General features: G+C 67.5%; 34 protein-coding genes. All 34 read left to right on the top strand.

The window, feature by feature from the left end; genetic code table 11:
• The first annotated feature begins 11 nt into the window (after nt 1-11).
• The 34 genes from BJ981_RS03225 (at nt 12) to rpsK (ending at nt 24,632) form a co-directional block, all read left to right on the top strand.
• The gene (locus tag BJ981_RS03225; RefSeq protein ID WP_184608233.1) at nt 12-3,887 is read left to right on the top strand and encodes a DNA-directed RNA polymerase subunit beta'; all 3,876 of its coding nucleotides are present in this window, start codon (nt 12-14) and stop codon (nt 3,885-3,887) included.
• A 793-nt stretch (nt 3,888-4,680) separates the two neighbouring features.
• Nucleotides 4,681-5,055 carry a 30S ribosomal protein S12 gene (gene rpsL / locus BJ981_RS03220; protein WP_184608232.1) on the top strand — a complete coding sequence of 125 codons (375 nt, stop codon included), beginning with the start codon at nt 4,681-4,683 and terminating at the stop codon, nt 5,053-5,055.
• A 1-nt stretch (nt 5,056) separates the two neighbouring features.
• A complete protein-coding gene (gene rpsG, locus BJ981_RS03215; protein WP_184608231.1) occupies nt 5,057-5,527 on the top strand; it encodes a 30S ribosomal protein S7 in 471 nt (156 codons plus the stop codon).
• 90 nt (nt 5,528-5,617) lie between these two features.
• Complete coding sequence (gene fusA / locus BJ981_RS03210; protein WP_221314638.1) at nt 5,618-7,666, top strand: elongation factor G; 2,049 nt, start codon at nt 5,618-5,620, stop codon at nt 7,664-7,666.
• Nucleotides 7,667-7,773: 107 nt separating this feature from the next.
• Complete coding sequence (tuf, locus tag BJ981_RS03205) at nt 7,774-8,967, top strand: elongation factor Tu (RefSeq protein WP_184608229.1); 1,194 nt, start codon at nt 7,774-7,776, stop codon at nt 8,965-8,967.
• A 268-nt stretch (nt 8,968-9,235) separates the two neighbouring features.
• The gene (gene rpsJ / locus BJ981_RS03200; RefSeq protein ID WP_012887830.1) at nt 9,236-9,544 is read left to right on the top strand and encodes a 30S ribosomal protein S10; all 309 of its coding nucleotides are present in this window, start codon (nt 9,236-9,238) and stop codon (nt 9,542-9,544) included.
• Nucleotides 9,545-9,558: 14 nt separating this feature from the next.
• Nucleotides 9,559-10,212 (top strand): 50S ribosomal protein L3, encoded by a 654-nt coding sequence (gene rplC, locus BJ981_RS03195; protein WP_184608228.1) that lies wholly within the window; start codon nt 9,559-9,561, stop codon nt 10,210-10,212.
• Nucleotides 10,209-10,859, top strand: a complete 651-nt coding sequence (gene rplD, locus BJ981_RS03190) for a 50S ribosomal protein L4 (RefSeq protein WP_184608227.1) — start codon at nt 10,209-10,211, stop codon at nt 10,857-10,859. Before rplC ends, rplD begins: the two co-directional genes overlap by 4 nt.
• A complete protein-coding gene (gene rplW / locus BJ981_RS03185) occupies nt 10,859-11,161 on the top strand; it encodes a 50S ribosomal protein L23 (RefSeq protein ID WP_184608226.1) in 303 nt (100 codons plus the stop codon). Before rplD ends, rplW begins: the two co-directional genes overlap by 1 nt.
• 47 nt (nt 11,162-11,208) lie before the next feature.
• On the top strand, nt 11,209-12,042 hold the full coding sequence (gene rplB / locus BJ981_RS03180; protein ID WP_184608225.1) for a 50S ribosomal protein L2: 834 nt from the start codon (nt 11,209-11,211) through the stop codon (nt 12,040-12,042).
• An 11-nt stretch (nt 12,043-12,053) separates the two neighbouring features.
• On the top strand, nt 12,054-12,332 hold the full coding sequence (gene rpsS, locus BJ981_RS03175; protein ID WP_184608224.1) for a 30S ribosomal protein S19: 279 nt from the start codon (nt 12,054-12,056) through the stop codon (nt 12,330-12,332).
• 27 nt (nt 12,333-12,359) lie between these two features.
• Nucleotides 12,360-12,728: a 50S ribosomal protein L22 gene (gene rplV, locus BJ981_RS03170; protein WP_184608223.1), complete on the top strand. Its 369-nt coding sequence runs from the start codon at nt 12,360-12,362 to the stop codon at nt 12,726-12,728.
• Nucleotides 12,728-13,570: a 30S ribosomal protein S3 gene (gene rpsC, locus BJ981_RS03165; protein WP_184608222.1), complete on the top strand. Its 843-nt coding sequence runs from the start codon at nt 12,728-12,730 to the stop codon at nt 13,568-13,570. The genes rplV and rpsC overlap by 1 nt, the downstream gene beginning before the upstream one ends.
• Nucleotides 13,571-13,572: 2 nt before the next feature.
• Nucleotides 13,573-13,992 (top strand): 50S ribosomal protein L16, encoded by a 420-nt coding sequence (rplP, locus tag BJ981_RS03160; RefSeq protein WP_184608221.1) that lies wholly within the window; start codon nt 13,573-13,575, stop codon nt 13,990-13,992.
• Nucleotides 13,992-14,228, top strand: a complete 237-nt coding sequence (gene rpmC, locus BJ981_RS03155) for a 50S ribosomal protein L29 (protein WP_184608220.1) — start codon at nt 13,992-13,994, stop codon at nt 14,226-14,228. The genes rplP and rpmC overlap by 1 nt, the downstream gene beginning before the upstream one ends.
• Nucleotides 14,221-14,511 (top strand): 30S ribosomal protein S17, encoded by a 291-nt coding sequence (rpsQ, locus tag BJ981_RS03150; protein WP_184608219.1) that lies wholly within the window; start codon nt 14,221-14,223, stop codon nt 14,509-14,511. The genes rpmC and rpsQ overlap by 8 nt, the downstream gene beginning before the upstream one ends.
• A gap of 145 nt (nt 14,512-14,656) precedes the next feature.
• Nucleotides 14,657-15,025, top strand: coding sequence for a 50S ribosomal protein L14 (rplN, locus tag BJ981_RS03145; RefSeq protein WP_114032739.1), 369 nt, complete (start codon nt 14,657-14,659; stop codon nt 15,023-15,025).
• 9 nt (nt 15,026-15,034) lie between these two features.
• Entirely contained in the window at nt 15,035-15,349 is a 315-nt protein-coding gene (gene rplX, locus BJ981_RS03140; protein ID WP_204070683.1) for a 50S ribosomal protein L24, read from the top strand.
• A complete protein-coding gene (gene rplE / locus BJ981_RS03135; protein ID WP_184608217.1) occupies nt 15,349-15,924 on the top strand; it encodes a 50S ribosomal protein L5 in 576 nt (191 codons plus the stop codon). Before rplX ends, rplE begins: the two co-directional genes overlap by 1 nt.
• Nucleotides 15,925-15,926: 2 nt before the next feature.
• Nucleotides 15,927-16,112 (top strand): type Z 30S ribosomal protein S14, encoded by a 186-nt coding sequence (locus BJ981_RS03130; protein ID WP_114032742.1) that lies wholly within the window; start codon nt 15,927-15,929, stop codon nt 16,110-16,112.
• 140 nt (nt 16,113-16,252) lie between these two features.
• Nucleotides 16,253-16,651, top strand: a complete 399-nt coding sequence (gene rpsH / locus BJ981_RS03125; protein WP_184608216.1) for a 30S ribosomal protein S8 — start codon at nt 16,253-16,255, stop codon at nt 16,649-16,651.
• A gap of 19 nt (nt 16,652-16,670) precedes the next feature.
• Complete coding sequence (gene rplF / locus BJ981_RS03120) at nt 16,671-17,213, top strand: 50S ribosomal protein L6 (protein ID WP_184608215.1); 543 nt, start codon at nt 16,671-16,673, stop codon at nt 17,211-17,213.
• A gap of 2 nt (nt 17,214-17,215) precedes the next feature.
• The gene (gene rplR / locus BJ981_RS03115) at nt 17,216-17,596 is read left to right on the top strand and encodes a 50S ribosomal protein L18 (RefSeq protein WP_184608214.1); all 381 of its coding nucleotides are present in this window, start codon (nt 17,216-17,218) and stop codon (nt 17,594-17,596) included.
• Between the two features lie 49 nt (nt 17,597-17,645).
• Nucleotides 17,646-18,278 carry a 30S ribosomal protein S5 gene (gene rpsE, locus BJ981_RS03110; RefSeq protein ID WP_184608213.1) on the top strand — a complete coding sequence of 211 codons (633 nt, stop codon included), beginning with the start codon at nt 17,646-17,648 and terminating at the stop codon, nt 18,276-18,278.
• Between the two features lie 2 nt (nt 18,279-18,280).
• A complete protein-coding gene (gene rpmD / locus BJ981_RS03105) occupies nt 18,281-18,463 on the top strand; it encodes a 50S ribosomal protein L30 (RefSeq protein WP_020542293.1) in 183 nt (60 codons plus the stop codon).
• A gap of 2 nt (nt 18,464-18,465) precedes the next feature.
• On the top strand, nt 18,466-18,939 hold the full coding sequence (gene rplO, locus BJ981_RS03100; RefSeq protein ID WP_184608212.1) for a 50S ribosomal protein L15: 474 nt from the start codon (nt 18,466-18,468) through the stop codon (nt 18,937-18,939).
• A 169-nt stretch (nt 18,940-19,108) separates the two neighbouring features.
• On the top strand, nt 19,109-20,416 hold the full coding sequence (secY, locus tag BJ981_RS03095; protein ID WP_184608211.1) for a preprotein translocase subunit SecY: 1,308 nt from the start codon (nt 19,109-19,111) through the stop codon (nt 20,414-20,416).
• Complete coding sequence (locus tag BJ981_RS03090; protein WP_184608210.1) at nt 20,416-21,069, top strand: adenylate kinase; 654 nt, start codon at nt 20,416-20,418, stop codon at nt 21,067-21,069. The genes secY and BJ981_RS03090 overlap by 1 nt, the downstream gene beginning before the upstream one ends.
• A 153-nt stretch (nt 21,070-21,222) precedes the next feature.
• Nucleotides 21,223-22,065: a type I methionyl aminopeptidase gene (map, locus tag BJ981_RS03085; RefSeq protein WP_184608209.1), complete on the top strand. Its 843-nt coding sequence runs from the start codon at nt 21,223-21,225 to the stop codon at nt 22,063-22,065.
• 66 nt (nt 22,066-22,131) lie between these two features.
• On the top strand, nt 22,132-22,575 hold the full coding sequence (locus BJ981_RS03080) for a DUF1707 SHOCT-like domain-containing protein (protein WP_184608208.1): 444 nt from the start codon (nt 22,132-22,134) through the stop codon (nt 22,573-22,575).
• A gap of 545 nt (nt 22,576-23,120) precedes the next feature.
• Entirely contained in the window at nt 23,121-23,342 is a 222-nt protein-coding gene (infA, locus tag BJ981_RS03075) for a translation initiation factor IF-1 (RefSeq protein ID WP_012887858.1), read from the top strand.
• A gap of 102 nt (nt 23,343-23,444) precedes the next feature.
• Nucleotides 23,445-23,558 (top strand): 50S ribosomal protein L36, encoded by a 114-nt coding sequence (rpmJ, locus tag BJ981_RS03070; protein WP_003956441.1) that lies wholly within the window; start codon nt 23,445-23,447, stop codon nt 23,556-23,558.
• A gap of 198 nt (nt 23,559-23,756) precedes the next feature.
• Nucleotides 23,757-24,137 carry a 30S ribosomal protein S13 gene (gene rpsM, locus BJ981_RS03065; protein ID WP_184608207.1) on the top strand — a complete coding sequence of 127 codons (381 nt, stop codon included), beginning with the start codon at nt 23,757-23,759 and terminating at the stop codon, nt 24,135-24,137.
• A 90-nt stretch (nt 24,138-24,227) separates the two neighbouring features.
• Entirely contained in the window at nt 24,228-24,632 is a 405-nt protein-coding gene (gene rpsK / locus BJ981_RS03060; protein ID WP_012887860.1) for a 30S ribosomal protein S11, read from the top strand.
• Nucleotides 24,633-24,649 lie beyond the last annotated feature (17 nt).

The raw sequence follows: 24,649 nt of genomic DNA, 5'->3' as shown, positions 1-24,649 counted from the left end.
GGGGATAACAAGTGCTCGACGTCAACTTCTTCGACGAGCTCCGCATCGGCCTCGCCACGGCCGACGATATCCGTCAGTGGTCGCACGGCGAGGTGAAGAAGCCCGAGACCATCAACTACCGCACCCTCAAGCCGGAGAAGGACGGGCTCTTCTGCGAGAAGATCTTCGGTCCCACCCGCGACTGGGAGTGCTACTGCGGCAAGTACAAGCGCGTCCGCTTCAAGGGCATCATCTGTGAGCGCTGCGGCGTCGAGGTGACCCGTGCCAAGGTGCGCCGTGAGCGCATGGGGCACATCGAGCTGGCCGCGCCCGTCACGCACATCTGGTACTTCAAGGGCGTTCCCTCCCGTCTGGGATACCTGCTCGACCTGGCCCCGAAGGACCTGGAGAAGGTCATCTACTTCGCGGCCTACATGATCACGTTCGTCGACACCGACATGCGTGCCCGTGACCTGCCGTCGCTGGAGGCGAAGATCTCCGTCGAGCGGCAGCACATCGAGCAGCGGCGCGACGCCGACATCGAGGCCCGGCAGAAGAAGCTCGAGACCGACCTGGCCGAGCTGGAGACCTCCGGGGCCAAGGGCGACGTGCGCCGCAAGGTGCGCGAGGGCGCCGACCGCGAGATGCGTCAGCTCCGCGACCGCGCCCAGCGCGAGCTGGACCGCCTGGAAGAGGTCTGGAACCGCTTCAAGAACCTCAAGGTCCAGGACCTGGAGGGCGACGAGCTGCTCTACCGCGAGATGCGCGACCGCTTCGGCCGCTACTTCCGCGGCGGCATGGGCGCGCAGGCCATCCAGGAGCGCCTGAGCAACTTCGACCTGGCCGCCGAGGCCGAGTCGCTGCGCGAGACCATCCGCAGCGGCAAGGGTCAGAAGAAGGCCCGCGCCCTGAAGCGCCTGAAGGTCGTCTCGGCCTTCCTCACGACGCGCAACTCGCCGAACGGCATGGTCCTGGACTGCATCCCGGTCATCCCGCCGGACCTTCGCCCGATGGTGCAGCTGGACGGTGGCCGCTTCGCGACCTCCGACCTCAACGACCTGTACCGCCGGGTCATCAACCGGAACAACCGCCTCAAGCGCCTGCTGGACCTGGGCGCGCCCGAGATCATCGTCAACAACGAGAAGCGGATGCTCCAGGAGGCCGTCGACGCGCTGTTCGACAACGGCCGCCGCGGCCGCCCGGTCACCGGGCCCGGCAACCGTCCGCTGAAGTCGCTGTCCGACATGCTCAAGGGCAAGCAGGGCCGGTTCCGCCAGAACCTGCTCGGCAAGCGCGTCGACTACTCCGGCCGTTCGGTCATCGTCGTCGGCCCGCAGCTCAAGCTGCACCAGTGCGGCCTGCCCAAGCAGATGGCGCTGGAGCTGTTCAAGCCGTTCGTGATGAAGCGCCTGGTCGACCTGAACCACGCGCAGAACATCAAGTCGGCCAAGCGCATGGTGGAGCGTGCCCGCCCGGTCGTGTGGGACGTGCTCGAAGAGGTCATCACCGAGCACCCGGTGCTGCTGAACCGCGCGCCGACCCTGCACCGCCTCGGCATCCAGGCCTTCGAGCCGCAGCTGGTCGAGGGCAAGGCGATCCAGATCCACCCGCTCGTCTGCACGGCGTTCAACGCCGACTTCGACGGCGACCAGATGGCGGTCCACCTGCCGCTGTCGGCGGAGGCCCAGGCCGAGGCGCGCATTTTGATGCTCTCGACCAACAACATCCTCAAGCCGGCCGACGGCAAGCCGGTGACCATGCCCACCCAGGACATGATCATCGGTCTGTACTGGCTGACCACCCAGCGCGACGACGCCAAGGGCGAGGGCCGGGTCTTCGGCTCGGTCGCCGAGGCGCTGATGGCGTTCGACCGTCACGAGCTGGACATCCAGGCCAAGATCCAGGTCCGCATGAAGGACGTCCCGCCGCCGCGCGGCTGGGCCGCTCCGGAGGGCTGGGAGGCCGGGGAGACCTACCGCCTGGAAAGCACGCTCGGCCGGTGCCTGTTCAACCAGACGCTGCCCGACAACTACCCCTTCGTGAACGAGCAGATCGGCAAGAAGCAGCTCTCGGCGATCGTCAACGAGCTCGCGGAGAAGTACCCCAAGGTCGAGGTCGCGGCGGCGCTGGACGCGCTGAAGGACGCGGGCTTCCACTGGGCGACCCGCTCCGGCGTCACGATCTCCATCGACGACGTCGTCGCGCCGCCCAACAAGGCCGCGATCATGGACAGGTACGAGCAGCGGGCCGACAAGGTCCAGCGCGAGTACGAGCGCGGTCTGATCACCGACGAGGAGCGCCGCCAGGAGCTCATCGAGATCTGGACGCACGCCACGGCGGACGTCGAGAGCGACATGGTGGACGCCTTCCCGGCGACCAACTCCGTCTGGATGATGGTCAACTCCGGCGCCCGAGGCAACAAGATGCAGGTCCGGCAGATCGCCGGCATCCGCGGCCTCGTGTCCAACACCAAGGGTGAGACGATCCCGCGGCCGATCAAGTCCTCCTTCCGCGAGGGCCTGTCGGTGCTGGAGTACTTCATCTCCACCCACGGACAGCGCAAGGGTCTGGCCGACACCGCGCTGCGCACCGCCGACTCGGGTTACCTGACCCGTCGTCTGGTGGACGTCGCGCAGGACGTCATCGTCCGCGAGATCGACTGCGGCACCGACCGCAGCGTCCCGCTGCACGTCGGCGAGCGCGACTCGGCCGGCGCGCTGGTCAAGGCCGACAACGCCGAGAGCAACGTGCACGGCCGCATCCTGGCCGAGGACGTCGAGGTCGACGGCAAGATCGTCGCCTCGGCGGGCGTCGACATCAACGACCAGACCGTCACGGCGCTGGTCGAGGCCGGCGTCGAGACGGTCAGGACCCGCAGCGCGCTCGTCTGCGAGGCCAAGATCGGCGTCTGCGCCACCTGCTACGGCCGCTCGCTCGCGACCGGCAAGCTGGTGGACGTCGGCGAGGCGGTCGGCATCATCGCGGCCCAGTCGATCGGTGAGCCCGGCACGCAGCTGACGATGCGGACCTTCCACACCGGTGGTGTGGCGGGCGCCGACATCACCCACGGTCTGCCGCGTGTGCAGGAGCTGTTCGAGGCGCGCGTCCCCAAGGGCGTCGCCCCGATCAGCGAGGCCGACGGCCGGGTGCGGATCGACGAGACCGACAAGACCCGCAAGATCGTCATCACCCCGGACGACGGATCCGACGAGATCGCCTACCCGGTGTCGATGCGGTCGCGGCTGCTGATCTCCGAGGGACAGCGCGTCAAGGTCGGCCAGCAGCTCGTCGCCGGCGCCGTCAACCCCAACGAGGTGCTGCGCATCCTCGGCCCGCGGGCCGTGCAGCTCCACCTGGTGGCCGAGGTGCAGGAGGTCTACCGCTCGCAGGGCGTGTCGATCCACGACAAGCACATCGAGATCATCGTGCGCCAGATGCTCAAGCGCGTGAACGTGCTGGAGTCCGGGGACACCGACCTGCTGCCCGGCGAGCTCGTCGAGCGGCCGCGGTTCGAGATGGTCAACCGCGAGGTCGTCGCCGAGGGCGGCACCCCCGCCTCCGGCCGTCCGGTGCTCATGGGCATCACCAAGGCGTCGCTGGCCACCGAGTCGTGGCTGTCGGCGGCGTCGTTCCAGGAGACCACGCGGGTGCTCACCGACGCGGCGATCCACGCCAAGTCGGACTCCCTGCTGGGCCTCAAGGAGAACGTCATCATCGGTAAGCTCATCCCGGCCGGTACGGGCATGTCCCAGTACCGCAACATCCGGGTCGAGCCGACCGAGGAGGCCAAGGCGGCGATGTACACCGTCGGCGGCTACGACGGCTCCGCGACCGACTACACCTTCGGCACGGGCAGCGGCGAGGCCGTCCCGCTGGAGGAGTACGACTTCGGTCAGTACAACCGCTAGGCGCGATACGACGGGATGCCCGGAGAGCATGGCTCTCCGGGCATCCGGCGTTCTCACGCCGGCCGGCTCCGTGCCGGTGGGCCGGCGCAGGGGGCGCGAGGACGCTCTGAAGAGCCCGCTGCGGCCCCCCAGGAGGGGAGTGGGGTAACGGACCCCATCCGGCCCGGCGCGGGTCTGAGGCCGCACAGGGGCGGCGCGGCCGATGGGCCGGCGAATCGCGTGCGGATCATCGGAGGACGGCCGGAGGGTCGCCACGTCGCCGGAACGTGGACGGCACTCCTTCGTACGTGGTACTTTTGATGATTGCCTGGACCGGTTGCCATCGGCGTCCGGTTCATGAGGATCGAAAGGTTCGGGTTACCGGCGCAGGCGCCGGGAGCCGCGAAGACCTTCGGGTGGTCCATCCGGGCGTTCGGCGGGCTCCGGCCCTGCTCGGCCCGGTCGCCCGAGCGGTCCGCGGGTCACCGGGGGCGCGCCCCGGGCAGTCGTTTTGACGAGCCGTGGCGAGCTGGGTAGCCTTGGTCTTCGTGCCTGCGGTCTCGTGGGCACTGGCTGGCGTGTCCCCGATTCGGGGCCGCGCGGCGACTCCTCCACAAAGTCCGATCGCACCTCGTGCATGGGTGTGAGCCGGGCGCGACACGCCCGAGCGCGGGGGTCGGAGTGCGAGGTAAATCAGCAGGTCATGACACCGGCAGTACCTGCGAAATGCACGACGGGAAGCCGAAGCCCGGCCACGGCCGAGCGGACTCGACCCAAGGACGTATCACCGGCCAGGACGCGAAACGGAGAAGTAGTGCCCACAATTCAGCAGTTGGTCCGAAAGGGCCGACAGGACAAGGTCACTAAGACCAAGACTCCGGCGCTCAAAGGAAGCCCACAGCTTCGCGGCAACTGCGTGCGCGTCTACACCACGACCCCCAAGAAGCCGAACTCGGCGCTCCGTAAGGTCGCCCGTGTCCGCCTGAGCAGCGGCATCGAGGTCACGGCCTACATCCCGGGCGTCGGCCACAACCTTCAGGAGCACTCCATCGTGCTCGTGCGCGGCGGCCGTGTGAAGGACCTGCCGGGTGTCCGCTACAAGATCGTTCGCGGTGCGCTCGACACCCAGGGTGTCCGCAACCGCAAGCAGGCCCGCAGCCGCTACGGCGCCAAGAAGGAGAAGAGCTGAGATGCCGCGCAAGGGTCCCGCCGGGCGCCGACAGCTGGTCGCAGACCCGGTGTTCAACTCGCCGCTCGTCACCGCGCTCATCAACAAGGTGCTGCTGAGCGGCAAGCGGTCGCTCGCTCAGAAGATCGTCTACGACGCCCTCGAGGGCTGCAGGGACAAGTCGGGCAACGACCCGGTCGTCACCCTCAAGCGAGCGCTGGACAACGTCAAGCCCACCCTTGAGGTGCGCAGCCGCCGTGTCGGTGGCGCCACCTACCAGGTGCCGGTGGAGGTGCGCGCCGCGCGCAGCACCACGCTGGCCCTCCGCTGGCTGGTGCAGTACTCCCGCGCCCGCCGCGAGAAGACCATGACCGAGCGGCTGATGAACGAGCTGCTCGACGCGAGCAACGGCCTCGGCGCGAGCGTGAAGCGGCGCGAGGACACCCACAAGATGGCCGAGTCCAACAAGGCCTTCGCCCACTACCGCTGGTAACACCGGCGGCGACGACGAGACGACGAGGACGCGAGAGAAGTGGCCACATCGACCGCTCTTGACCTGGCCAGGGTCCGCAACATCGGGATCATGGCCCATATCGACGCGGGCAAAACCACTACGACCGAGCGCATCCTGTTCTACACCGGCATCAACTACAAGATCGGTGAAGTCCACGAGGGCGCAGCCACCATGGACTGGATGGAGCAGGAGCAGGAGCGCGGCATCACCATCACCTCCGCCGCGACCACCTGTAGTTGGCTTGATCACACGATCAACATCATCGACACTCCCGGCCACGTCGACTTCACCGTCGAGGTCGAGCGCTCCCTGCGCGTCCTCGACGGCGCCGTCGCCGTCTTCGACGCCGTCGCCGGCGTCGAGCCCCAGTCCGAGACGGTCTGGCGGCAGGCGGACCGCTACGGCGTCCCGCGCATCTGCTTCGTCAACAAGATGGACCGCGTCGGCGCCGAGTTCCACCGCTGCGTCGACATGATCGTGTCGCGCCTGGGCGCCACGCCGCTGGTCATCCAGCTTCCGTGGGGCGTCGAGGCCGACTTCAAGGGCGTCATCGACCTGGTGAAGATGAAGGGCCTGCTCTGGAGCGCCGAGGCGGCCAAGGGCGAGATGTACGACACCGTCGACATCCCGGCCGACCACGCCGAGGTGGCCCGCGAGTGGCGCGACAAGCTCATCGAGACCGTGGCCGAGAACGACGACGAGCTCATGGAGCTCTACCTGGAGGGCGTCGAGCCCACCGAGGAGCAGCTCGTCGCCGCCATCCGCCGCACGACGCTGTCCAGCGCGCTCAACCCGGTCCTGTGCGGCACCGCGTTCAAGAACAAGGGCGTCCAGCCCCTGCTCGACGCGATCGTCGCCTACCTCCCGGCCCCGACCGACATCCCCGCCTTCAAGGGGCACGCGGTCGGCAACGAGGAGCAGGAGATCGAGCGGCACGCGGACCCGAACGAGCCGTTCGCCGCCCTGGCCTTCAAGATCATGAGCGACCAGCACCTGGGCAAGCTCACCTACATCCGCATCTACTCGGGCACGCTCGAGACCGGCACCGCGGTGATCAACTCGGTGAAGGGCAAGAAGGAGCGGATCGGCAAGATCTACCAGATGCACGCCAACAAGCGCGAGGAGCGCTCGTCGGCGATCGCCGGTCAGATCGTCGCCGTCATGGGCCTGAAGGACACCACCACCGGTGACACCCTCTCCGACCCGACCAACCAGGTCGTCCTGGAGTCGATGAACTTCCCCGCCCCGGTCATCAACGTGGCCATCGAGCCCAAGACCAAGGGCGACCAGGAGAAGCTCGGCACCGCGATCCAGCGCCTGGCCGAGGAGGACCCCTCCTTCCAGGTTCGCAGGGACGAGGAGACCGGCCAGACGGTCATCTGGGGTATGGGCGAGCTCCACCTGGAGATCCTCGTCGACCGGATGCGCCGCGAGTTCAAGGTCGAGGCCAACGTCGGCCGCCCGCAGGTCGCCTACCGCGAGACCATCCGCCGCAAGGTGGAGAAGGTCGACTACACGCACAAGAAGCAGACCGGTGGTTCCGGCCAGTTCGCGCGCGTGATCATCGACCTGGAGCCGCTGGGCGAGGGCAACGACGGCTACGAGTTCGCGAACAAGGTCACCGGTGGCCGCATCCCCAGGGAGTACATCCCCTCGGTGGACGCGGGCGCGCAGGAGGCCGCGGAGTTCGGCGTTCTGGCCGGCTACCCGATGGTGGGTGTGAAGGTCACCCTCCAGGACGGTACCTACCACGAGGTCGACTCCTCCGAAATGGCTTTCAAGATCGCCGGTTCGATGGCCTTCAAGGAGGCCGCGCGCCGCGCCGACGCCGTGATCCTTGAGCCCATGATGTCCGTCGAGGTCACCACGCCCGAGGACTACATGGGTGACGTCATCGGCGACCTCAACGGGCGCCGCGGGCAGATCCAGGCGATGGAGGACCGTACCGGGGCCAAGGTGATCCAGGCCCTGGTCCCGCTGTCAGAGATGTTCGGCTACGTGGGCGACCTGCGCAGCAAGACCCAGGGCCGGGCTGTCTACAGCATGCAGTTCAACTCCTATGCGGAGGTGCCCCCGGGCATCGCCAAGGAGATCGTCGCGAAGGCTCGGGGCGAATAGGTCCGAGACCCCGACGGCCCGGGGGGCGAGCGATCGCCCTCCCGGGCATCGGGCTCCGAGCCCGAGTGAGTAGCAAGTCACGTCAGAATCTCTAAGGAGACAGAGCAGTGGCCAAGGCCAAGTTCGAGCGGACCAAGCCGCACGTGAACATCGGCACCATTGGGCACATCGACCACGGCAAGACCACTCTGACCGCGGCGATCACCAAGGTGCTCCACGACCGTTTCCCTCACCTCAATGAGGCGACCCCGTTCGACAAGATCGACAAGGCGCCCGAGGAGAAGGCTCGCGGTATCACCATCTCCATCGCGCACGTCGAGTACCAGACCGAGAAGCGCCACTACGCCCACGTGGACTGCCCCGGTCACGCCGACTACGTGAAGAACATGATCACCGGTGCCGCGCAGATGGACGGCGCCATCCTCGTGGTCGCCGCCACCGACGGCCCGATGCCGCAGACGAAGGAGCACGTCCTCCTGGCCCGCCAGGTCGGCGTCCCCTACATCGTCGTCGCGCTGAACAAGGCCGACATGGTCGATGACGAGGAGATCCTGGAGCTCGTCGAGCTCGAGGTCCGCGAGCTGCTGTCCGCTCAGGAGTTCCCGGGCGACGACCTGCCGGTCGTCCGCGTCTCGGCGCTGAAGGCGCTCGAGGGCGACGAGAAGTGGGGCGACTCGATCATCGAGCTCATGAACGCCGTGGACGACAACGTCCCCGAGCCCGTTCGTGACACCGAGAAGCCGTTCCTCATGCCGATCGAGGACGTGTTCTCGATCACCGGCCGCGGCACCGTCGTGACCGGTCGTATCGAGCGCGGCATCGTCAAGGTCAACGAGACCGTCGACATCATCGGCATCAAGGACAAGAGCACCACGACCACCGTCACCGGTGTCGAGATGTTCCGCAAGCTCCTCGACGAGGGACGCGCCGGCGACAACGTCGGTCTGCTCCTTCGTGGCATCAAGCGCGAGGACGTCGAGCGCGGCCAGTGCATCATCAAGCCGGGCACGACCACCCCGCACACGGAGTTCGAGGCGCAGGTCTACATCCTGTCGAAGGACGAGGGCGGCCGCCACACGCCGTTCTTCAACAACTACCGCCCGCAGTTCTACTTCCGCACCACGGACGTCACGGGCGTCGTCACCCTGCCCGAGGGCACCGAGATGGTCATGCCCGGTGACAACACCGAGATGACCGTCCAGCTCATCCAGCCCATCGCGATGGAGGACGGCCTCAAGTTCGCCATCCGCGAGGGTGGACGGACCGTCGGCGCGGGCCGGGTCACGAAGATCATCAAGTAGCACGACCGCGGGTCGGCGGTCGGGGCCGGAGCAGTCCGGGCCCGACCGCCGCACCACGACGGGGCCGCGAGGCCCCCGAGCCCGCGGCGAGCTCCGAGCCCGATCCAGGCCCGTGATCTCGCAGTCGTCTCGGACGGAGACGACCGAGTCGACTGCAAGATCACGGAATGACGAGGCGGGTCACGGGGCGCGAGCCACGGGAACCTGACAGCGGCACAAGGCCGCACGAAACTTTTGCAGGACGACAGCGAAGGACACCGAGGCCACTATGGCGGGACAGAAGATCCGCATCCGGCTTAAGGCCTATGACCACGAGGTCATCGATAGCTCGGCCAAGAAGATCGTCGAGACGGTGACGCGGACTGGCGCCAAGGTCGCGGGCCCGGTGCCGTTGCCGACCGAGAAGAACGTGTACTGCGTCATCCGCTCGCCGCACAAGTACAAGGACAGCCGTGAGCACTTCGAAATGCGCACGCACAAGCGGCTGATTGACATCATCGATCCGACGCCGAAGACGGTCGACTCGCTCATGCGGCTCGACCTCCCGGCCGGCGTCGACATCTCGATCAAGCTCTGAGGGAACGCACTGACATGGCTAAGCAGATCAAGGGCGTCCTGGGCAAGAAGCTCGGCATGACCCAGGTCTTCGACGAGGGGAACCGGATCGTCCCGGTCACCGTCGTCGAGGCCGGTCCGTGCGTGGTGACCCGCGTCCGCAGTGAGGAAAAGGACGGCTACTCCGCTGTTCAGCTCGGCTACGGGCAGGTAGACCCGCGCAAGGTCAACAAGCCCCTGGGTGACTACCTGCGCAAGCACGACATCACCCCGCGCCGCTACTTCGTCGAGGTCCGCACCACCGACGCCTCCGAGTACACCCTCGGCCAGGAGATCACGGCCGAGACCTTCGAGGCCGGTCAGTTCGTGGACGTCACCGGCAAGAGCAAGGGCAAGGGCTTCGCCGGCGTCATGAAGCGGCACGGCTTCCGCGGTCTCGGCGCCTCGCACGGCACCCAGCGCAAGCACCGTTCGCCCGGCTCCATCGGTGGCTGCGCCACCCCGGGCCGCGTCTTCAAGGGCCTGCGCATGGCGGGCCGCATGGGCAACACCCGCGTCACGATCCAGAACCTCAAGGTTCACGCCGTGGACGCCGAGAAGGGCCTCATCCTGCTCAAGGGTGCGGTTCCCGGCGCCAACGGGAGCCTGGTGCTGATTCGCACCGCCGCCAAGAAGGGGGCCGAGAAGTGAGCACGACCATCGACGTCCTCGACGCGGCCGGCGCGAAGACCGGCACCGTCGACCTGCCGGAGGATGTCTTCGGCGCCAAGGTCAACATCCCGCTGATCCACCAGGTCGTCGTCGCCCAGCTGGCCGCGCGCCGCCAGGGCACCCACAAGACGAAGACCCGTGGCGAGGTCAGCGGTGGTGGCAAGAAGCCGTACCGGCAGAAGGGCACCGGCCGCGCCCGTCAGGGCTCGACCCGCGCGCCGCAGTTCGCCGGCGGTGGCACCGTCCACGGCCCGCAGCCGCGCGACTACTCGCAGCGGACGCCCAAGAAGATGAAGGCCGCCGCCCTGCGCGGCGCCCTCAGCGACCGGGCGAGCGGCGGCCGGGTGTACATCGTCGACGGCCTGGTCACGGGGGAGACCCCGAAGACCAAGGCGGCGATCGAGGCCCTGCGCACCATCACCAAGGCGCGCAGCGTCCTGGTCGTGGTCGACGCCGACGACGAGCTCACCTGGCTGAGCCTGCGCAACGCGCCGGAGGTCCACCTGCTGGACGCCGGCCAGCTGAACACCTATGACGTGCTCTGCTACGACGACCTGGTCTTCACCCGTGAGGCCTACGACCAGGTCGTGGCGCGGCTGGGCAACGGCGGGAAGGAAGACGCCTGATGCAGAAGATCGCCGACCCGCGCGACATCATCATCAAGCCGATCGTCTCCGAGAAGAGCTACGGCCTGATCGATGAGCACAACAAGTACACGTTCCTGGTGCGCAAGACGGCCAACAAGACCCAGGTCAAGATCGCTATCGAGCAGATCTTCGGCGTCAAGGTCACGAGCGTGAACACGATCAACAGGCAGGGCAAGCGCAAGCGCACGAGGTTCGGCTACGGCCAGCGTCCGAGCACCAAGCGGGCGATCGTGAGCCTGGTGGAAGGCGACCGGATCGACATCTTCGGTCAGATCGGCTGATCACCACCGCTTTGCCAAGCAACACCGACGAAGGATGAACGAAAAAGATGGGCATCCGTAAATACAAGCCGACGACGCCGGGCCGGCGCGGCGCGAGCGTCTCGGACTTCGCCGAGATCACGCGCAGCACGCCCGAGAAGTCGCTGCTTGCCCCCCTGCACAGCAAGGGCGGCCGTAACGTCCATGGGCGTGTGACCGCGCGTCACCAGGGCGGCGGGCACAAGCGCGCCTACCGCATCATCGACTTCCGGCGCCACGACAAGGACGGCATCCCGGCCAAGGTCGCGCACATCGAGTACGACCCGAACCGGACCTCGCGCATCGCGCTCCTGCACTACGCGGACGGCGAGAAGCGCTACATCCTCGCTCCCACCGGGATCAAGCAGGGCGACCGCATCGAGAACGGCCCCGCGGCCGACATCAAGCCGGGCAACTGCCTGCCGCTGCGCAACATCCCGACCGGTACCTTCATCCACGCCGTGGAGCTGAAGCCGGGCGGCGGGGCGAAGCTCGGCCGGTCCGCCGGCGCGCAGATCCAGCTGCTGGCCAAGGAAGGGCAGATGGCCACGCTGCGCATGCCCTCCGGCGAGATGCGCCAGGTCGACGTGCGCTGCCGCGCCTCGGTCGGCCAGGTCGGCAACGCCGAGCAGGCCAACATCAGCATCGGCAAGGCCGGTCGTAACCGCTGGAAGGGCAAGCGCCCGACCGTCCGCGGTGTCGCCATGAACCCGGTCGACCACCCGCACGGCGGTGGTGAGGGCAAGACCTCCGGTGGCCGCCACCCGGTGAACCCCAAGGGCAAGCCCGAGGGCCGTACCCGTCAGGCCAACAAGGCCAGCGACCGCCTGATCATCCGTCGGCGGAGCAAGAAGAAGCGGTAGGAGCAGCCTAAATGCCACGTAGCCTTAAGAAGGGTCCTTTCGTTGACGACCACCTGATGAAGAAGGTGGACACGCAGAACGAGAAGGGCACCAAGAACGTCATCAAGACGTGGTCGCGGCGCTCCATGATCGTGCCGGACATGCTGGGTCACACGATCGCCGTTCACGACGGGCGCAAGCACGTCCCGGTGTTCGTCACCGAGTCGATGATCGGCCACAAGCTGGGCGAGTTCGCGCCGACGCGGACCTTCCGCAGCCACGTCAAGGAAGACCGGCGTAGCCGGCGGTAAGCGCCTTTCAGAAACGAGGAGTAAGCGATGGAAGCCAGGGCTCAGGCGCGGTTCGTCCGCGTCACGCCCCAGAAGGCCCGCCGCGTGGTGGACCTTATTCGCGGGCTGCCCGCTTCGGAGGCGCAGGCCGTGCTGCAGTTCGCCACCCAGGCGGCGAGCGAGCCGATCTACAAGGTGCTGTCGAGCGCGATGGCGAACGCCGAGCACAACTTCAAGCTCGATCGCGAGTCGCTGGTCGTGAGCCGGGCGTGGGTCGACGAGGGCCCGACGCTGAAGCGGTTCCGTCCCCGTGCCCAGGGCCGTGCCTATCGGATCAACAAGCGGACGAGCCACATCACCGTGATCGTCGAAGCCCGGCCCGAGCGCCAGGGCAAGCCGAAGGGAAGGACCCGCTAGTGGGCCAGAAGGTTAACCCGCACGGGTTCCGCCTCGGCATCACGACCGACTTCAAGAGCCGGTGGTACGCCGACAAGCTGTACAAGTCCTACGTCGCCGAGGACGTGTCGATCCGCCGCATGCTGCAGAAGGGCATGGAGCGGGCCGGCATCTCCAAGGTCGAGATCGAGCGGACCACCGACCGCGTCCAGGTCGACATCCACACCGCGCGGCCGGGCATCGTCATCGGCCGCCGCGGCGCCGAGGCGGACCGCATCCGTGGCGACCTCGAGAAGCTGACCAAGAAGCAGGTCCAGCTCAACATCCTTGAGGTCAAGAACCCCGAGGTCGACGCTCAGCTCGTCGCCCAGGGCGTGGCCGAGCAGCTCTCCAGCCGGGTCTCCTTCCGGCGGGCGATGCGCAAGGCCATGCAGTCGGCGATGAAGAGCGGCGCCAAGGGCATCCGTGTCCAGTGCTCCGGCCGTCTCGGCGGCGCCGAGATGTCGCGCTCGGAGTTCTACCGCGAGGGCCGCGTGCCGCTGCACACCCTTCGCGCGGACATCGACTACGGCTTCTACGAGGCCCGCACCACCTTCGGCCGCATCGGCGTGAAGGTGTGGATCTACAAGGGCGAGGCCCCGACCAGCCGCGCGGAGCGCGAGGCGGCGGCCGCCGGCGCGCGCGCCGGCCAGCGTCGCGACCGCACCGACCGGCCGCAGCGCGGCCGTGGCGCGGGCGGCGGCGGCCGTGGCCGTGACGGCGCGGGCCGCGGTGGCCGCGGCGGGGCCAAGACCGAGAGCACCGCGCCCGCTGGGGCGCCCGAGAGTGGCCCGGCGGAGCAGCCGGGTGCTGAAGGGAGCTGACCATGCTGATCCCGCGCAGGGTCAAGCACCGTAAGCAGCACCGGCCTGACCGCAGCGGAGCCGCCAAGGGCGGCACCAGGGTCGTGTTCGGCGAGTTCGGCATCCAGGCGCTTGAGCACCACTACGTGACCAACCGCCAGATCGAGGCCGCGCGTATCGCCATGACCCGGCACATCCGCCGTGGCGGCAAGGTGTGGATCAACATCTACCCGGACCGTCCCCTGACGAAGAAGCCCGCCGAGACCCGCATGGGTTCCGGTAAGGGTTCGCCGGAGTGGTGGATCGCCAACGTCAAGCCCGGCCGCGTCATGTTCGAGCTGTCCGGCGTCAGCGAGCCGGTCGCCCGCGAGGCCCTGCGCCGCGCGATGCACAAGCTCCCGATGAAGTGCCGGTTCGTCAAGCGTGAAGTGGGTGAGGCGTGATGGCTAAGGGCCTGACCGCCGGTGAGCTGCGGACTTCTGACCAGGAAGAGCTGGTCCAGAAGCTGAAGGAAGCCAAGGAGGAGCTGTTCAACCTCCGCTTCCAGGCGGCGACCGGTCAGTTGGAGAGCCACGGGCGGCTGCGCGCCGTCCGGCGCGAGATCGCCCGTATCTACACCGTGATGCGCGAGCGCGAGCTCGGCATCATCACGGTCGAGAAGGAGCCGAGCGATGGCTGAGACCACCGAGACCAGCACCGAGACCGCCCAGGCGCGGAACTACCGCAAGACCCGCGAGGGTCTGGTCGTCAGCGACAAGATGGACAAGACCGTCGTCGTCGCCGTCGAGGACCGCGTCAAGCACCCGCTGTACGGCAAGGTCATCCGCCGTACGACCAAGTACAAGGCCCACGACGAGGCCAACACCGCCGGCGTCGGCGACCGCGTCCTTCTGATGGAGACCCGGCCGCTGTCCGCCACCAAGCGGTGGCGGGTCGTGGAGATCCTCGAGCGGGCCAAGTAAGTCGCCGTGCGGGAGGCCCCCCGGAAGGGGGTCTCCCGTGTGGCGTCCCCCCTCGGGCCGGTAAGACCGGCCGGGGGCGCATTAGACCGAATCTAGTTCCGCCAGGCTCAATGAATGAGAACCGGCGTGACATACGGGAGTTGACGTGATCCAGCAGGAGTCGCGGCTCAAGGTCGCCGACAACACGGGTGCCAAGGAGCTGTTGTGCATCCGGGTGCTCGGTGGCTCGGGTCGGCGCTACGCGGGTATCGGCGACATCATCGTCGCGACGGTGAAGGACGCTCTTCCCGCCGCGGGCGTCAAGAAGGGTGATGTGGTCAAGGCTGTCGTGGTGCGCACCAGCAAGGAGCGCCGCCGCCCCGACGGCTCCTACATCCGCTTCGACGAGAACGCCGCGGTCATCATCAAGGACAGTGGTGACCCTCGGGGCACGCGTATCTTCGGTCCGGTGGGTCGCGAGCTGCGCGAGAAGAAGTTCATGCGCATCATCTCGCTCGCGCCGGAGGTGTTGTAGATGCCGAAGCTGCATGTGAAGAAGGGTGACCTCGTCCAGGTCATCGCCGGTAAGGACAAGGGTGCCAAGGGTCGTGTGATCCGCGCCCTGCCGCGCGAGGACCGCGTGGTGGTGGAGGGCGTGAACCTGATCAAGAAGCACTCCAAGGTCACCCACCAGGGCCCGCGCGGCGCCAAGGAAGGCGGCGTGCAGACCCTGGAGGCGCCCATCCACGTGAGCAACGTCAAGAAGCTCAAGGATGACGCCAAGAAGGACGAGGCGACGAAGGACGACAAGCCCGCCAAGAAGGCCGCCGAGGCCGACGAATCGGGTGAGGACAACTGATGACCGCCACCACTACCGAGACCGAGCGCCCCGCGCCGCGCCTCAAGCTCCGCTACCGCGAGGAGATCGCGGACAAGCTGCGTGAGCAGTTCGGCATCGCGAACGTCATGCAGATCCCCAAGCTCACCAAGATCAAGGTGAACATGGGCGTCGGCGAGGCGGCCCGCGACTCCAAGCTGATCGAGGGCGCGGTGCGCGACCTCACCGCCATCACCGGCCAGAAGCCGGCCGTGGCCCACGCCCGCAAGTCCATCGCGCAGTTCAAGCTGCGCGAGGGCATGCCGATCGGCGCGCACGTGACGCTGCGCGGCGACCGTATGTGGGAGTTCCTCGACCGGCTGCTGTCCCTCGCGCTGCCGCGCATCCGCGACTTCCGCGGCCTCTCGCCCAAGCAGTTCGACGGCAACGGGAACTACACCTTCGGTCTGACCGAGCAGGTCATGTTCCACGAGGTGGACCCCGACCGGGTCGACCGCCAGCGGGGCATGGACATCACGGTCGTGACCACCGCCACGAACGACGAACAAGGCCGGGCGCTGCTGAAGCTCCTCGGCTTCCCCTTCAAGGAGGCCTGAGCATGGCCAAGAAGTCCCTGATCGCCAAGGCCGAGCGCAAGCCGAAGTTCGGCGTCCGCGCGTACACTCGTTGTTCGCGCTGCGGCCGTCCCCGTGCGGTCTACCGCAAGTTCGGCCTGTGCCGCGTGTGCTTCCGCGAGATGGCGCACCGGGGCGAGCTGCCCGGCATCACCAAGTCCAGCTGGTAGCCCGCGTGCGGGCCCTCGCGACGAGGGCCCGCGCCCTGCCGGCCGTACATCCAAGTCATATCAACCGGGCGCCGAGTCAGGCGCCCACGACCACACCGTAGGTCCCGGTCGGGAAACCGCGGTGAGGAGGGCCACCGGCCATGACGATGACCGACCCGATCGCAGACATGCTGACGCGTCTGCGTAACGCGAACTCGGCATACCACGACACCGTGAGCATGCCGTACTCGAAGATCAAGGCGCACATCGCCGAGATCCTCCAGCAGGAGGGTTACATCCAGGCCTGGACCGTCGAAGACGCCAAGGTCGGAAAGAACCTCGTGGTGGAGCTCAAGTTCGGGCCCACGCGTGAACGGTCAATCGCGGGCCTGCGCCGGGTGTCGAAGCCCGGCCTGCGGGTCTATGCAAAGAAGGACAACCTGCCCAGGGTCTTGGGCGGTCTCGGTGTCGCGATCATCTCGACGTCCGGGGGCCTCATGACCGACAAGCAGGCCGGCAAGCGTGGTGTGGGCGGGGAAGTCCTCGCCTACGTCTGGTAACGAGGGGAGGAATCACAGCATGTCGCGAATCGGACGGCTGCCCATCCCCGTACCGAGTGGCGTGGACATCGCCATCGACGGCCGGGATGTCACGGTCAAGGGCCCGAAGGGCACGCTTTCACACAAGGTCGCGGAGCCGATCGACGTCGAGCGCGGGGACGACGGCACCATCACCGTCACCCGCCCCAACGACGAGAACAAGGTGCGCGCCCTGCACGGGCTGTCCCGGACGCTGATCTCCAACATGGTGGACGGCGTCACCAAGGGGTACAGCAAGACGCTGGAGATCGTCGGCGTCGGTTACCGCGTCCAGGCCAAGGGCCCGACGCAGCTGGAGTTCTCGCTGGGCTTCAGCCACCCGGTGATCGTGGACGCCCCCGACGGCGTCACCTTCCGCGTCGAGCGGCCGACCCTGTTCCACGTGGACGGCATCGACAAGCAGAAGGTCGGCGAGGTCGCCGCGAACATCCGCAAGCTGCGCAAGCCCGACCCCTACAAGGGCAAGGGTGTGCGGTACCAGGGCGAAGTCATCCGCCGCAAGGTCGGAAAGGCTGGTAAGTAGTCATGGCCTTCACCAAGGTTGCCAAGCACACGGCCGCCCGCGCGCTGTCGCGCTCGCGCCGTCACCGCCGCGTCCGCAAGAAGGTCGTCGGCTCGCCGGCCCGCCCGCGCCTGGTCATCAATCGTTCCGCGCGTCACATCTTCGTGCAGATCGTGGACGACACCGCGGGCCACACGCTGGCCAGCGCCTCCACCTTGGACGCCTCGCTGCGCACGGCCGAGGGCACCAAGACCGACAAGGCGAAGAAGGTCGGCGAGCTCGTCGCTCAGCGGGCCAAGGCCGCCGGGATCACCGCGGTCGTGTTCGACCGTGGTGGCAACCGCTACGCGGGCCGCATCGCGGCCCTGGCGGACAGCGCCCGTGAAGGCGGGCTGGAGTTCTGATGTCTCCGGCCCGCATCGCAATCAAGAGCAACGAAAAGAGGAACCACTGATGGCTGCAGCTCCGCGTCGCGGCGCCGGCGGCGGTGGTGAGCGGCGTGACCGTCGCGACGATCGCCGCGGTGGTGCTGCCGAGAAGGGCGTCTCGTACATCGAGCGCGTTGTGAAGATCAACCGAGTCGCCAAGGTCGTCAAGGGCGGCCGGCGGTTCAGCTTCACCGCCCTGGTCGTCGTCGGCGACGGCAACGGCCTGGTCGGCGTCGGCTACGGCAAGGCCAAGGAGGTGCCCGCGGCGATCGCCAAGGGCGTCGAGGAGGCCAAGAAGCACTTCTTCAAGGTGCCGCGCATCCAGGGCACCATCCCGCACACGGTGCAGGGTGAGGACGCCGCCGGCGTCGTCCTGCTGCGCCCGGCCTCGCCTGGTACCGGTGTCATCGCCGGCGGCCCGGTGCGCGCCGTCCTCGAGTGCGCGGGGATCCACGACGTGCTGTCCAAGTCGCTCGGCTCGGACAACCCGATCAACATCGTCCACGCCACCGTGGCGGCCCTGAAGGACCTCAGCAGGCCCGAGGAGATCGCCGCCCGCCGTGGGCTCCCGATCGAGCACGTCGCGCCCGTACGGATGCTCAAGGCTCGCGCCGAGGGCATCGCCGAGGCGGCCGCGGCGGCGAAGGCGGTGAGCTAGCGATGGCTCGTCTGAAGATCACCCAGGTCCGATCGAAGATCGGCGGCAAGCAGAACCAGCGTGACTCTCTGCGCTCGCTGGGCCTGAAGCGAATCGGCGACGTCGTCGTCAAGGAGGACCGCCCGGAGATCCGGGGCATGGTCGCCGTGGTGACGCACCTCGTCGAGGTGGAAGAGGTCGACTAGTCATGGCTAACGCTGAGAACTCCGGCGGCGGCGCGCCGCTGCGCATCCACCACCTGCGTCCGGCCCCCGGCGCCAACAAGGCCAAGGTCCGCAAGGGCCGCGGCGAGGCGTCCAAGGGCAAGACCTCCGGTCGTGGCACCAAGGGCACCAAGTCCCGTACCACGGTCCCCTTCGGTTTCGAGGGTGGCCAGATTCCGCTCCAGCGGCGCCTGCCCAAGCGGAAGGGCTTCTCCAACGCCCTGTTCAAGACGACCTACCAGGTCGTCAACCTGGACAGGCTCGGCGAGCTCTTCCCCGAGGGCGGCGAGGTCGGCGTCGAGACGCTGGTCGAGCGTGGCGCGGTCCGCAAGAACCAGCCGGTCAAGATCCTGGGAACCGGTGAGATCTCGGTGGCGTTGAACGTGCGAGCGCATGCGTTCTCCGCCTCCGCGAAGGAAAAGATCGCCGCAGCTGGTGGCTCTGTCACCGAGCTGTAGGAGGCAGGCAATACGAGGCGCGGGGGCTCAGAGGAGAGCCGCCGCGCCCGTAGTGCGTTAGAGTGCGCTGGACAAACGGTGTCCAGGGCTCGTTGATCAGAGATGTGCCGATGGATCACTTCCAGACCTTCGCTGGCCGATACCGCCTAACAGGCGCGCAGGAGGGACCGTGCTGACCGCGATTAGCCGGGCGTTCCGTACGCCCGACCTGCGCAATAAGCTGCTCTTCACGCTGGGGATCATCGTGTTGTTCCGGCTGGGTTCGGTGCTGCCGACCCCAGGCGTCAACACGATCAACGTCCAGCAGTGTCTGAAAGAGGCGCAGGCCGGAGACGCCGCCAACATCTATGGCATGGTGCAGCTTTTCAGCGGCGGTGCGCTGCTGAAGCTGTCGGTGTTCGCGCTGGGCATCATGCCCTACATCACCGCGAGCATCATCCTCCAGCTGCTCACCGTGGTCATTCCACGTCTTGAGGCGCTGAAGAAGGAAGGCCAGGCGGGCACCGCCAAGATCACGCAGTACACGCGTTATCTCACCATCGGTCTTGCGATCCTGCAGTCGACCGCCTTCGTCGCGCTGGCGCGCACCGGGCAGCTCTTCCCGAACTGTCGCCAGCCCATTTTGATCAACAACGACGTGTTCACCATCATCACGATGGTGGTCGTCATGACCGCGGGCACCTCCGTGATCATGTGGCTGGGCGAGCTCATCACCGACCGCGGGGTCGGCAACGGCATGTCCATCCTGATCTTCACGCAGGTCATCGCGGTCTTCCCGTCCGAGCTCATGAACATCTTCCGTCAGAACGCCTTCACCTTCGCCGTGGTGATGGTGGTCGGTGTGTTCATGATCGCCGCGGTCGTCTTCGTCGAGCAGGCCCAGCGTCGCATCCCGGTGCAGTACGCCAAGCGCATGGTGGGCCGCCGCATGTACGGCGGCACCTCGACCTACATCCCGCTCAAGGTGAACCAGGCCGGCATCATCCCGGTCATCTTCGCCTCCTCGCTGCTCTACCTCCCGCAGCTCGTGGTGTCGCTGTTCGGCAACAGCGCGGAGCCGAACGTCGTCGTCCAGTGGCTCGCGCAGAACTTCGTCCGCGGTGACCACCCGGTGTACATGATCACGTTCTTCGTGCTGATCATCTTCTTCACCTACTTCTACGTGTCCATTACCTTCAACCCCGTTGAAGTGGCGGACAACATGAAGAAGTACGGTGGTTTCATCCCGGGCATCCGCCCGGGACGGCCGACCGCTGAGTACCTCAACTACGTGCTCACGCGGCTTACCGCTCCCGGTTCGTTGTATCTGGGCCTGATCTCCATGGTGCCGATCATCGCGCTGGCGGTGGCAGGGGCGAGCCAGAACTTCCCGTTCGGAGGCACGAGCATTCTGATCATGGTTGGTGTTGGGCTGGACACCGTGAAGCAGATCGAGAGCCAGCTACAGCAGCGGAACTACGAGGGCTTCCTCAAGTAGTGCGCGTCGTCCTGGTCGGGCCCCCCGGAGCGGGTAAGGGGACGCAGGCCCAGTTCATCGCATCGAACCTGTCCATCCCGAAGATCTCGACAGGGGACATCTTCCGTGCCAACGTCTCGGGCGGCACGGAACTCGGCAAGCTTGCCAAGGAATACATGGACCGCGGCGATCTCGTGCCCGACGAGGTCACCATCGCCATGGTCCGCGACCGCCTCTCGGAGCCGGACGCGCAGGAGGGCTTCCTGCTGGACGGCTTCCCGCGCAACGTGCCGCAGGCCCAGATCCTCAACAAGATGCTGGCCGAGTTCGGCACCTCGCTCGACCTCGTCCTGGAACTGGTCGTGGACGACGAGGAGGTCGTGCGGCGCCTCGCCGGACGGCGCACCTGCCGCTCCTGCGGCAAGGTGTGGCACGTCGTGTTCGACCCCCCCGCCACCGAGGGGGTCTGCGACGCGTGCGGTGGAGACCTGTTCCAGCGCGACGACGACCGTGAGGAGACCATCCGCCACCGGTTGGAGGTCTACCAGGACCAGACGGCGCCGCTGATCAGGTTCTACGCCGACGAGGGCATCCTCCGCGGCGTGGACGCCACCGGTCCGGTAGAGGAGATCACGCAGCGGGCGATGGCGGAGCTGCGCCGCTTCGCCGAATAACGCATCAAGGGTCGTAGTTCCCCGAATCCCGCGATTTCCGCCAACGCCACTTCTGGGGTCATTCTCCAGGGGTGGCGTTCGGCGTGTTGGGGGACAATCGGGGGAATCGGGCTGCCGCGCCGTCCGTTGATTCACCCCAGGGGGTGCCAGTAAGTGTTCAAGAAGAACAAGCACGGGATCCAGGTCAAGACGCCGGAGCAGGTCGACAAGATGCGGGCCGCCGGCCTGGTCGTCGGGCGGACGCTCCAGTTGCTGCGCGAGTCCGTGCGCCCGGGCGTCACGCCGCTCGACCTGGACGCGATCGCCGAGAAGGCCATCCGCGACGAGGGCGCGATCCCGTCCTTCAAGGGGTACCAGGGCTTTCCCGCCACCATCTGCGCCTCGGTCAACGACGAGGTCGTGCACGGCATCCCGACGGCGCGGCGCGCGCTGCGCGAGGGCGACATCATCTCCATCGACTGCGGGGCCATCCTCGACGGGTGGCACGGCGACTCGGCGATCACCGTCGGGGTGGGCGAGGTCGACCCCGCGCTGACCGAGCTGATGCGGGTCACGGAAGAGGCCATGTGGCGCGGTATCGCGGCCCTGACCGTCGGCGGGCACCTGTCCGACATCGGGCACGAGGTCGAGCGTTACGTGCGCTCTCAGGGCCGCTACGGCATCCCTCAGGAGTACGGCGGGCACGGCATCGGCACCGAGATGCACATGGAGCCGTGGGTCGCCAACCACGGCAGGCCCGGCAAGGGGCCCCGGTTCGAGCCGGGCATGTGCTTCGCGATCGAGCCGATGGTGAACGTCGGCACCGACCGCACCCGCGTCCTGGACGACGACTGGACGGTCGTGACGATCGACGGAAAGCCCTCGGCGCACTTCGAGCACAGCGTCGCGGTCACCGATAATGGTCCTTGGGTGCTTACCGCCCTGGATGGGGGGAAGGCACGGCTCAGCGAACTGCTGGGAGGGAAGACCGACACCGGTGCCGGGCCGGGACGTTGAGCCCGCTTGACCCGTCGCGGGCAGGCCGTCCCCTCGGCGGACGTCAGCGCGGGAGTTGAGGGATCGATGGCGGCGACACCGGACATGAGGGCGTCGGACGGCGACAGGGACAAGGTGGCGGCCGCGCTGCGCGAGCACGCCGCCCAGGGCCGTCTCACGATGGAGGAGTTCCAGGAGCGCCTGGAGCTGGTCTATCAGGGCAGGACCTACGGCGATCTCCAGAAGCTGACCGCCGACCTGCCCGACATCGACCTGAACGCGCGCCCGGCCGCGCCGCCCGCCGAGCGCGCGCGGCCCGGCAACGCCCAGAAGGGCCTGAAGGCGGCCTGGACGAGCTGGGCCATGGTGTTGGCGGTCACCACGGTCATCTGGGCCCTGAGCGACTTCGGCGGGTACTTCTGGCCGATGTGGGTGGCGGGGCCGTGGGGTGCGATCCTGCTGGTCAGCACCATTTTCGGTGGGGACGGCAAGAACCATGAGGGCGGCAGGAACCACAGGTCCAAGGGATAGGGCTCGCCGCCACCGGACCGGGTGAAATGGGCGGGTGCTCCGCGTGGAGCGCCCGCCGTTCTCGTTTCACGGGATTCGACGCAGGCTTTACCGCTCACGGCAGTTTCCCGGTTTGGCGGGGGGTAAGTGATCTTTAGCGGACAACGGGGGTTACCGGCGAGAAGCGAACGCCGTCACCGTCCGTCCGCGCGTGGAGGACATCTGATCGCCGCCGCCGACGGCTCAAGCGTGTCCACTCGTGAGCACGCGCCCACCCAGGCCGGGTATCGGCGGTACCGGCGGCCGGGTGGGCGCGTCCACGTGCGGAGACACCCCACGTCGCCCATCCCGTAGGCGGGCACCTCTGAGGTAGACTGGGGGCCGGTTGTGTCCGGACAAGAACCAGGCGTTTCGCAATTCCTCGCCGGTTGTCGTACACTCCTTTGTCGGCTCACTATGACCATTGCGCGTCCGGCGGCTTCCGCCGCCGCTCTCACACGCGCTCGCGGTCGCGGCTGCGTAGTGTGCCGAAACCTCAGACGACCGATCAGTGAAACGCGAGGGACATGGCCAAGAAGGACGGCGCCATCGAGATCGAGGGCACTGTGGTCGAGTCGCTGCCCAACGCGATGTTCCGGGTGCAGCTCGACAACGGCCATAAGGTCCTGGCCCACATCAGCGGACGGATGCGGATGCACTACATCCGGATTCTCCCCGACGACCGGGTCGTCGTGGAACTGAGCCCTTACGACCTCAGTCGTGGGCGGATCGTCTACCGATACAAGTAAGCCCTTCCCGGTGGCGTGGAAGAGGCCGGCCGCTCGCGCGCAGGCGCGGCGGGCGACTCTGCGGCGCCGGCGGGCGGGCCGTCTGAGGAAACGACAAGGACTATGAAGGTCAAGCCGAGCGTCAAGAAGATCTGCGACAAGTGCAAGGTGATCCGCCGGCACGGTCGCGTCATGGTGATCTGCGACAACCTGCGCCACAAGCAGCGCCAGGGCTGATCGCGCCCGGGCGACGCCTCAGGGGCGTGGCCGGGTAGGAACAAGTGAACACCTCGCAGTAGCGCATCACACCCGCGCAGGCGGCGCACGCCGAACCACGCGGGAGACCCCCGGTCGGAGGCCGGGGCCCTCACCCCGGGCATGGGGAGGGGTAGTGACGCGCAAGACCTCCGCCACATCGAAGGAGAATGCCCGACCATGGCTCGCCTGGTTGGCGTCGACCTCCCCCGCGACAAGCGGCTGGAGATCGCTCTCACCTACATCTACGGAATCGGCCGCAGCCGCGCTCAGGAAGTGCTGCAGGCCACGGGCATCAGCGGTGACCTTCGCGTCCACCAGCTGAGCGACACCGAGCTGGTGCCGCTGCGTGACTACATCGAGGCCACCTTCAAGATCGAGGGTGACCTGCGCCGCGAGGTCCAGGCCGACATCCGCCGCAAGATCGAGATCGGGTGCTACCAGGGCATCCGCCACCGCCGCGGCCTTCCCGTGCATGGTCAGCGCACGCAGACCAACGCGCGCACCCGCAAGGGCAAGAAGAAGACCGTGGCCGGCAAGAAGAAGCCCGGCAAGAAGTAGTCCTCGCCGGTGGCGCGCGACAGGGCCCGGCGGCCCGCCCCGCGCCTCCGCACACGCAGCAGGACCGATCACCTCAGGAGATAGCGCTACATGCCGCCGAAGAGCCGCCAAGGCGCACCGAAGAAGGTGCGCCGCAAGGAGAAGAAGAACGTCGCTCACGGGCACGCCCACATCAAGAGCACGTTCAACAACACGATCGTCTCGATCACCGACCCGAGCGGGAACGTGATCTCCTGGGCCAGCGCCGGCCACGTCGGGTTCAAGGGCTCCCGCAAGTCCACCCCGTTCGCCGCGCAGATGGCCGCCGAGAACGCCGCCCGCCGCGCCATGGAGCACGGCATGCGCAAGGTCGACGTCTTCGTGAAGGGCCCCGGGTCCGGTCGCGAGACCGCCATCCGGTCCCTCCAGGCCACCGGTCTGGAGGTGGGTTCCATCCAGGATGTGACCCCGGTTCCCCACAACGGTTGCCGTCCGCCCAAGCGCCGCCGCGTCTGAGGCCCAGGAGAGACAGA

It is taken from the genome of Sphaerisporangium krabiense, from assembly GCF_014200435.1.
Classification (GTDB): Bacteria; Actinomycetota; Actinomycetes; order Streptosporangiales; family Streptosporangiaceae; genus Sphaerisporangium; species Sphaerisporangium krabiense.
The sequence above is the reverse complement of the archived record's forward strand: the minus strand, read 5'-3'. Positions and strand labels throughout refer to the sequence as shown.

Excerpts from the sequence above, each read along its gene's own strand:
- rpsG (WP_184608231.1), top strand. The coding sequence starts at position 5,057 with ATGCCGCGCAAGGGTCCCGCCGGGCGCCGACAGCTGGTCGCAGACCCG.
- fusA (WP_221314638.1), top strand. The coding sequence starts at position 5,618 with ATGGCCCATATCGACGCGGGCAAAACCACTACGACCGAGCGCATCCTG.
- rpsJ (WP_012887830.1), top strand. The coding sequence starts at position 9,236 with ATGGCGGGACAGAAGATCCGCATCCGGCTTAAGGCCTATGACCACGAG.
- rplC (WP_184608228.1), top strand. The coding sequence starts at position 9,559 with ATGGCTAAGCAGATCAAGGGCGTCCTGGGCAAGAAGCTCGGCATGACC.
- rplW (WP_184608226.1), top strand. The coding sequence starts at position 10,859 with ATGCAGAAGATCGCCGACCCGCGCGACATCATCATCAAGCCGATCGTC.
- rplB (WP_184608225.1), top strand. The coding sequence starts at position 11,209 with ATGGGCATCCGTAAATACAAGCCGACGACGCCGGGCCGGCGCGGCGCG.
- rpsS (WP_184608224.1), top strand. The coding sequence starts at position 12,054 with ATGCCACGTAGCCTTAAGAAGGGTCCTTTCGTTGACGACCACCTGATG.
- rplV (WP_184608223.1), top strand. The coding sequence starts at position 12,360 with ATGGAAGCCAGGGCTCAGGCGCGGTTCGTCCGCGTCACGCCCCAGAAG.
- rplP (WP_184608221.1), top strand. The coding sequence starts at position 13,573 with ATGCTGATCCCGCGCAGGGTCAAGCACCGTAAGCAGCACCGGCCTGAC.
- rpmC (WP_184608220.1), top strand. The coding sequence starts at position 13,992 with ATGGCTAAGGGCCTGACCGCCGGTGAGCTGCGGACTTCTGACCAGGAA.
- rpsQ (WP_184608219.1), top strand. The coding sequence starts at position 14,221 with ATGGCTGAGACCACCGAGACCAGCACCGAGACCGCCCAGGCGCGGAAC.
- rplE (WP_184608217.1), top strand. The coding sequence starts at position 15,349 with ATGACCGCCACCACTACCGAGACCGAGCGCCCCGCGCCGCGCCTCAAG.
- BJ981_RS03130 (WP_114032742.1), top strand. The coding sequence starts at position 15,927 with ATGGCCAAGAAGTCCCTGATCGCCAAGGCCGAGCGCAAGCCGAAGTTC.
- rpsH (WP_184608216.1), top strand. The coding sequence starts at position 16,253 with ATGACGATGACCGACCCGATCGCAGACATGCTGACGCGTCTGCGTAAC.
- rplF (WP_184608215.1), top strand. The coding sequence starts at position 16,671 with ATGTCGCGAATCGGACGGCTGCCCATCCCCGTACCGAGTGGCGTGGAC.
- rplR (WP_184608214.1), top strand. The coding sequence starts at position 17,216 with ATGGCCTTCACCAAGGTTGCCAAGCACACGGCCGCCCGCGCGCTGTCG.
- rpsE (WP_184608213.1), top strand. The coding sequence starts at position 17,646 with ATGGCTGCAGCTCCGCGTCGCGGCGCCGGCGGCGGTGGTGAGCGGCGT.
- rpmD (WP_020542293.1), top strand. The coding sequence starts at position 18,281 with ATGGCTCGTCTGAAGATCACCCAGGTCCGATCGAAGATCGGCGGCAAG.
- rplO (WP_184608212.1), top strand. The coding sequence starts at position 18,466 with ATGGCTAACGCTGAGAACTCCGGCGGCGGCGCGCCGCTGCGCATCCAC.
- BJ981_RS03080 (WP_184608208.1), top strand. The coding sequence starts at position 22,132 with ATGGCGGCGACACCGGACATGAGGGCGTCGGACGGCGACAGGGACAAG.
- infA (WP_012887858.1), top strand. The coding sequence starts at position 23,121 with ATGGCCAAGAAGGACGGCGCCATCGAGATCGAGGGCACTGTGGTCGAG.
- rpmJ (WP_003956441.1), top strand. The coding sequence starts at position 23,445 with ATGAAGGTCAAGCCGAGCGTCAAGAAGATCTGCGACAAGTGCAAGGTG.
- rpsM (WP_184608207.1), top strand. The coding sequence starts at position 23,757 with ATGGCTCGCCTGGTTGGCGTCGACCTCCCCCGCGACAAGCGGCTGGAG.
- rpsK (WP_012887860.1), top strand. The coding sequence starts at position 24,228 with ATGCCGCCGAAGAGCCGCCAAGGCGCACCGAAGAAGGTGCGCCGCAAG.